The sequence below is a fragment of the Halomonas terrestris genome (assembly GCF_049166755.1).
Lineage (GTDB): Bacteria > Pseudomonadota > Gammaproteobacteria > Pseudomonadales > Halomonadaceae > Halomonas.
In genome coordinates this window covers 72,728-79,208 of sequence record NZ_JBMHFZ010000022.1, presented here as the reverse complement: position 1 = coordinate 79,208, position 6,481 = coordinate 72,728, and the positions used below count along the sequence as shown (strand labels likewise).

Annotated in this window: 6 protein-coding genes; 5 read left to right on the top strand and 1 reads right to left on the bottom strand. The window is 68.0% G+C overall.

The genetic code is table 11. The features are described from left to right. Positions 1-140 precede the first annotated feature (140 nt). On the bottom strand, positions 141-1,196 hold the full coding sequence (hisC, locus tag ACOMD9_RS17860) for a histidinol-phosphate transaminase (RefSeq protein WP_421417332.1): 1,056 nt from the start codon (positions 1,194-1,196) through the stop codon (positions 141-143). A gap of 127 nt (positions 1,197-1,323) precedes the next feature. Between hisC and ACOMD9_RS17855 the strand changes: the two genes are divergently transcribed. The 5 genes from ACOMD9_RS17855 (at position 1,324) to mnmH (ending at position 6,465) form a co-directional block, all read left to right on the top strand. After that, a complete protein-coding gene (locus ACOMD9_RS17855) occupies positions 1,324-2,220 on the top strand; it encodes an AEC family transporter (protein WP_421417331.1) in 897 nt (298 codons plus the stop codon). A gap of 108 nt (positions 2,221-2,328) precedes the next feature. After that, positions 2,329-2,781, top strand: a complete 453-nt coding sequence (locus ACOMD9_RS17850) for a copper resistance protein NlpE N-terminal domain-containing protein (RefSeq protein ID WP_421417330.1) — start codon at positions 2,329-2,331, stop codon at positions 2,779-2,781. Positions 2,782-2,865: 84 nt separating this feature from the next. Then, a complete protein-coding gene (gene radA / locus ACOMD9_RS17845; protein ID WP_421417329.1) occupies positions 2,866-4,242 on the top strand; it encodes a DNA repair protein RadA in 1,377 nt (458 codons plus the stop codon). A gap of 64 nt (positions 4,243-4,306) precedes the next feature. Next, the gene (gene selD, locus ACOMD9_RS17840; RefSeq protein WP_421417328.1) at positions 4,307-5,344 is read left to right on the top strand and encodes a selenide, water dikinase SelD; all 1,038 of its coding nucleotides are present in this window, start codon (positions 4,307-4,309) and stop codon (positions 5,342-5,344) included. Continuing rightward, entirely contained in the window at positions 5,341-6,465 is a 1,125-nt protein-coding gene (gene mnmH / locus ACOMD9_RS17835; protein WP_421417327.1) for a tRNA 2-selenouridine(34) synthase MnmH, read from the top strand. Before selD ends, mnmH begins: the two co-directional genes overlap by 4 nt. Positions 6,466-6,481 lie beyond the last annotated feature (16 nt).

The following is a 6,481-nucleotide window of genomic DNA, read 5'->3' as shown; positions in this document are numbered from 1 at the left end:
GATCCTCGTCAGGCACCTATCTAGAAAAGCCCCGTGCTCGAAAGAGCACGGGGCTTTTCGCGTTTTGGCACCTCGGTCGCGTCAGCGGGCGAGGGGGCGATAAAAACGCCAGCGAGAAGGTTGGCGTTGTGGGTGCAGCCTCAGCGGCAGATCGCCTCCAAGGTCTCCACCAGGCTGTCCATCTCGTCCTCGGTGCCGATGGAGATGCGCATGAAGTCGCGCAGCGCCTCGGTGTCGAAGTGGCGTACCAGGATGCCGCGCTCGCGTAGCCCGACGAACAGCTGGGCGGCGTCGAGTTCTGGGTGACGTACCAGGACGAAATTGGCTTGCGATGGCAGCACCTCGAAGCCGATCTCTTCCAGGCGCCGCCGCGTCCGCTCGCGGGTGGTGATGACCTTCTCGCGGCATGCCTCGAAGTGCTCCGTGTCTTCAAGGGCCGCCACGCCGGCAGCACTGGCCAGGCTGTCGATGGGGTAGGAGTTGAAGGAGTTCTTGACCCGCTCGAGTCCCTCGATCAACTCCCTTGAACCCACGGCGTAGCCCAGGCGCAGGCCGGCGAGACTGCGCGACTTGGAGAAGGTGCCGGTGACCAGCAGGTTGGGGTAACGGGCGATCAGGGGGACGGCACTCTCGCCGCCGAAATCCACGTAGGCCTCATCCACCAGCACGACCGCCTCGGTGACGCGCTCCAGCAGGCCGGCAATGCTGTCACGACCATGGCCGTGGCCGGTCGGGGCATTCGGGTTGGCGAAGATCACGCCACCGCTGTCGCGGCCGAAGGCCTCGAGGTCCACGCGCCACTGGTCGTCGAGGGCATGGGTGTGTCGTTCGATACCGTACAGCTTGCAGTAGACGGGATAGAAGCTGTAGGTGATGGCTGGCATCTCCAGTGGCCGCCCCTGGCAGAAGAAGGCCTGGAAGGCCAGCGCCAGCACTTCGTCGGAGCCGTTACCCACGAACACCTCACCGACCTCCACGCCGAGCTCAAGGGCGAGCGCCTCGCGCAGGGCGCGGGATTCCGGGTCGGGGTAGAGCCGCAGGTGGTCCGCGGGGAAGTCACGCAGCACCGATTCGACACCGGGCGCGGGGGGGTAGGGATTCTCGTTGGTATTCAGCTTGATCAGGCGTTCACGGGGCTGCTCGCCGGGTACATAGGGCGTCAGTTCGCGAACCACGGGGCTCCAGAACTTGCTCATGGTCACTCGCTCGGGTGGCTCGGTTGGGTGGATTTTGATCATGGTGACGCGCGCGGCGTGACCGCGCAAGCCGCCGACATGCTAGGCTGTTGGCTTTTTCGTGCATTCGAATTGAATGGATCCCGCCATGACCGCACAGATCCTCGCCACCCTGCTGCCGGTGTTCCTGATCGCCGGCTGCGGAACCCTCTATGGACGCTACCGCACCCCCGATATCCGCGGGCTCAACACGCTCAACATGGAGCTGTTCGTGCCCATGCTGGTGTTCGCCGTGCTCGCGGATGGGCAGGCACCGCTCGAGGAGTATGCCGGGCTGGCACTGGCAGGGGCCGTGGTGGTGCTGGGGTCGGGGCTGCTGCTGTGGCCACTGGTGAAGTGGCTCGAACTGGAGCCCAAGACCTTTCTGCCACCGATGATGTTCAACAACTCGGGCAACATGGGGATCCCGCTGTTGCTGCTCGCCTTCGGCGAGGCGGCGCTGCCGGCGGCTGTGGTGCTGTTCATCGTCGAGATGCTGCTGCACTTCTCGGTGGGGCTCTACATGCTCAGCCCGCAGACGCCGTTGTGGCGACTGCTGCGCATGCCTATCGTGCTGGCCAGCATCGCCGGTCTGGCGGTCAATCTGGGGGGTGTGCCGCTGCCGGGTTGGCTGTTGGAGGCATTGCACATGCTGGGCGGGGTCTGCATCCCGTTGCTGCTGTTCGCCCTGGGGGTCAGGATGCTGGACATCGATTTCGGCGACTGGAAGACCGGCCTGCTGGGGGCCGTGCTCTGTCCGCTGTCGGGACTGGTCCTGGCGCTGCCCCTGATCTGGCTGCTGGGCCTCACCGGCCTGCAGGCGGCAGCCCTGTGGGTCTTCGCCGCGCTGCCGCCGGCGGTGCTCAACTACCTGGTGGCCGAGCAGTATCGCCAGGAGCCACACAAGGTGGCCTCCCTGGTGCTGATCGGCAACCTGGGCAGCCTGGTGGTGATGCCACTGGTGCTTGCCGTGGTGTTCGCCCGGGTCTATCCGGGCGTCTCCTGAAGGGGAACCCCGGGCGCCGGAGACTGTCCGCTGATGGCATGAGAGGTTATGCTGTCACCCAGGCTGCCGTGGTTAACGGCGTCATGCCCTTTGGTTTGGAGGACTCAAATGCAAATCAGGACCTTGCTGGCCGGCTCGGCCTTGCTCGCGCTGCTGGCTGGTTGTGCCGCCGGCCCGACCGATGATCGTGCCGTGGCCCCCGAGATGGAAGACACCGAGGTGGTCTACCAGGGCACCCTGCCGTGCCGAAACTGTGACGGTATCGACCTCGACGTGCGGCTGGCCGGTGACGAACAGTCGGCCACGGAGGAGCGCACCTTCACTCTCCAGGCGACTTACCGGGAGCATCCGCAGGATCCGCCGGACGAGAACTATGCCGGCAACTGGGAGGTGCTCGGCGGCACCGCTACCGACCCGGATGCCACCGTCTACGAGCTCACCCCGGACGGCGAGGGCCAGATCTATTACTTCCTGCGTGTCGACGACCAGACCCTGGAGCTGATCGATCCCCAGCGTCGTCGCTTCCAGAACAACGAGATGCTGCAACTGCAGCGCCAGTGATCGCCCGATCGGCGACTCGGGAGGGCGGCCTGCGGGCCGCCCTCCCGCGTTGGAATGGTCATACGCCAGACACGAGAGCATCACATGGCCAAAGCAAAGAGCGCCTTCGTCTGCACCGAGTGCGGTGCCGAGTACCGCAAGTGGCAGGGGCAGTGCACCAGCTGCCAGGAGTGGAACACCCTGAGCGAAGTACGCCTGGCGGCGGCGCGGCCTGGTGCCGGTGCCGCCGGTGGTGCCGCACGGGGCGGCTATGCCGGCAGCCTGTCGCGGGAGGTGGTCGACCTGGCCAACGTGGATCTTGCCGAGGTGCCACGCCTCTCCTCGACCTTCGAGGAGTTCGACCGGGTGCTGGGCGGGGGACTGGTGCCGGGGTCGGCCGTGCTGCTGGGGGGGCACCCCGGTGCCGGCAAGTCGACCCTGCTGCTGCAGACCGCCTGCAAGCTCGCCCAGGGGCGCCGCGTGCTCTATGTCACCGGCGAGGAGTCGCTTTCCCAGGTGGCGATGCGCGCCCACCGCCTGCAACTGCCCACCAGGGGACTCAAGATGCTGGCCGAGACCAGCATCGAGACCATCCTCGCGGTGGCCGAGCGTGAACAGCCCGAGATACTGGTCATCGACTCCATCCAGACCATGCACCTGGAGGATATCTCGTCGGCTCCCGGCGGTGTGGCCCAGGTGAGGGAATCCGCCGCCGCGCTGACCCGTTTCGCCAAGCAGTCCAACACCGTGCTGCTGCTGGTGGGGCACGTCACCAAGGACGGCACCCTGGCCGGGCCCAAGGTGCTCGAGCACATGATCGATGCCTCGCTGCTGCTGGAGGGTGGGGCCGACTCCCGTTTCCGCACCCTGCGCGGCCAGAAGAACCGCTTCGGGGCGGTCAACGAGCTGGGGGTCTTCGCCATGCTCGAGCACGGCCTCAAGGAGGTGAAGAATCCCAGTGCGATCTTCCTCTCCCGAGGCGAGGAGCAGGCGCCGGGCAGCCTGGTGATGGTGGTCTGGGAGGGCACCCGGCCGATCCTCGTCGAGGTGCAGGCATTGCTCGACGACTCGCCATTGGGCAACCCCCGCCGGGTCGCCGTGGGCCTCGACCAGAACCGCCTGGCCATGCTGCTGGCCGTGCTGCATCGACACGGCGGCCTGTTCACCGGCGACCAGGACGTCTTCCTCAACGTGGTGGGCGGGGTCAAGGTGCTGGAGACCAGCGCCGACCTCGCCGTGTTGCTGGCGGTGGTCTCCAGCCTACAGAATCGCCCGCTGGCCCGGGAACTGGTGGTGTTCGGCGAGGTGGGCCTCTCCGGCGAGATCCGGCCGGTGCCCAGTGGGCAGGAGCGGATCGTCGAGGCGGCCAAGCATGGCTTCAAGCGTGCCATCGTGCCGCGCGCCAATGCCCCCAAGCGCTCCCCGGACGGCATGGAGGTGGTGGCGGTGGACAAGCTGGCCGATGCCCTGGAAGTGTTGTGAGCCACAACCCGACCGGGCGCCCGCATGTTGTAGAATGCCGGTAACGATTGCCAAGGAGAACGAGATGAGCGCCATCCGCCTGACCCAGTACAGCCACGGGGCTGGCTGTGGCTGCAAGATCGCCCCCGACGTGCTCGACGGGATCCTGGCCAAGGCCGGGCCCGGCGCCAGTCATTCGCGGTTGATCGTCGGCAACCAGGGGCGTGAGGATGCGGCGGTCTACGACCTGGGCGACGGCCGCGGCATGATCGCCACCACCGACTTCTTCATGCCCATCGTCGACGATCCCTTCGACTTCGGCCGAATCGCCGCCATCAATGCCATCAGCGATGTCTACGCCATGGGCGGGAGCCCGGTGCTGGCGCTGGGCATCCTCGGCTGGCCGCTGGACAAGCTGGGCCCGGAGGTCGCCGGTGACGTGGTGGCCGGCGCCCAGGCGGTATGCCGCGAGCTGGGCGTGGCCCTCGCCGGCGGCCACTCCATCGATGCCCCCGAGCCGATCTTCGGCCTGGCGGTCAACGGCCTCGTCGATCTCGAGCACCTCAAGCTCAACAAGGGGGCGAAGCCGGGTGACCTGCTGTTCCTGACCAAGCCGCTGGGGGTGGGCATGCTCACCACCGCGGAGAAGCAGGGCCTGCTCGAGACCGGTCACCAGGGCCTGGCCCGCGAGACCATGCTCAGGTCCAATGCCATCGGCATGGAGCTGGCCAGGGTCAAGGGCGTGAATGCCATGACCGACGTCACCGGCTTCGGCCTGGCCGGTCACCTGGCCGAGGTGTGTGCGGCCAGTGGCGTGGCGGCCCGGGTCGACTTCCGCCGATTGCCGCGGCTGGCCGAGGCCGAGGCCTACCGTCGCCAGGGCGCGGTACCGGGCGGAACGGGGCGCAATCGCGAGGCGCTGGGTGCCAGTCTGCCCGAGATGGACGAGACCCACTGGCAGTGGCTCTGTGATCCCCAGACCTCGGGTGGCCTGCTGCTCTCGGTACACCCCTCCTGGGAGGACGATGTGGAGCGCATCGGCCGTGCCCACGGTATCGAGCTCGTGCCCTTCGGCGAGGTGGTGAAGGCCAGCGGTCCCGCACTGATCGAGGTGCGTGGATGAGCGACCTGCCGCTGGTCGAGCCGGACCTCGCCCTGCTGGGCGAGGGGCGTGTGCTGATCGATGTGCGTGCCCCGGTGGAGTTTGCCCAGGGGGGGCTGCCCGGTGCCGTCAATCTGCCGCTGATGGATGACGAGGAGCGTCGCCGGGTCGGCATCGAATACAAGCGGCGCGGCCAGCAGGCGGCCATCGCGCTGGGCGAGCGGCTGGTCAGCGGCGGCATCAAGGCATCCCGGGTGGCGGCGTGGGTCCGGCTGCTGGAGGCTCACCCCGATGCCATCGTCTACTGCTTCCGCGGCGGGCTGCGCTCGCAGATCGCCCAGCAGTGGATCCGCGAGGCGGGTATCACCCGCCCGCGCATCCGCGGCGGCTGGAAGGCGATGCGCCAGGCGTTGTGCGCGCGGATCGATGCCGCCGCCGAGCAGCCGCTGCTGGTGGTGGGCGGCCTCACCGGCTGTGCCAAGACCGCGCTGATCCGGCGCCTGCCCAACGGCCTCGACCTGGAAGGCTGTGCCCGCCACAAGGGCTCGGCCTTCGGCCGACATCCGCTGCCGGCACCCAGCCAGATCGACTTCGAGCATGCCGTCGGGCAGCGCCTGCTTGACCTGCCCGGCCCCCTGGTGGTGGAAGACGAGTCCCGCCATATCGGCGCCGCCAACGTGCCCCTCGAGCTCTGGCACGCAATGGAGCAGGCACCGCGGCTGCGCGTGGAGATGCCGCTGGACTGGCGGCTGGCCCAGATCCACAAGGACTACATCGATGACCTCTGGGAGGTCTACCGCCAGCAGTGCGGCGAGTGGCTCGGCTGGGCGCTGATGCGCAGGCAGCTCTCCAGCTCGCTGGCCCGGCTGCGCAAGCGCCTTGGCAGTGCGCGCCTGGCGCGCCTGCAGCGCCTCCAGCAGCTGGCCTTCCGCGAGCACGAGCGCGGCAACCGCCAGGCCCACGAGGCGTGGCTGGCGCCGCTGCTCACCGAGTACTATGACCCCATGTATCGCTACCAGCTGGAGAAGCATCCCGAGCAGCGCTTCCTCCACGTGGGGGACTGGGAGAGCTGCCTGGAGGCGGCCAGGGCCTGGTCGGCCGATGCCGCACACTCGGCCTCGCAGGTGAAGCAGCCGGCCTGACGCTGACCTGCCGGGC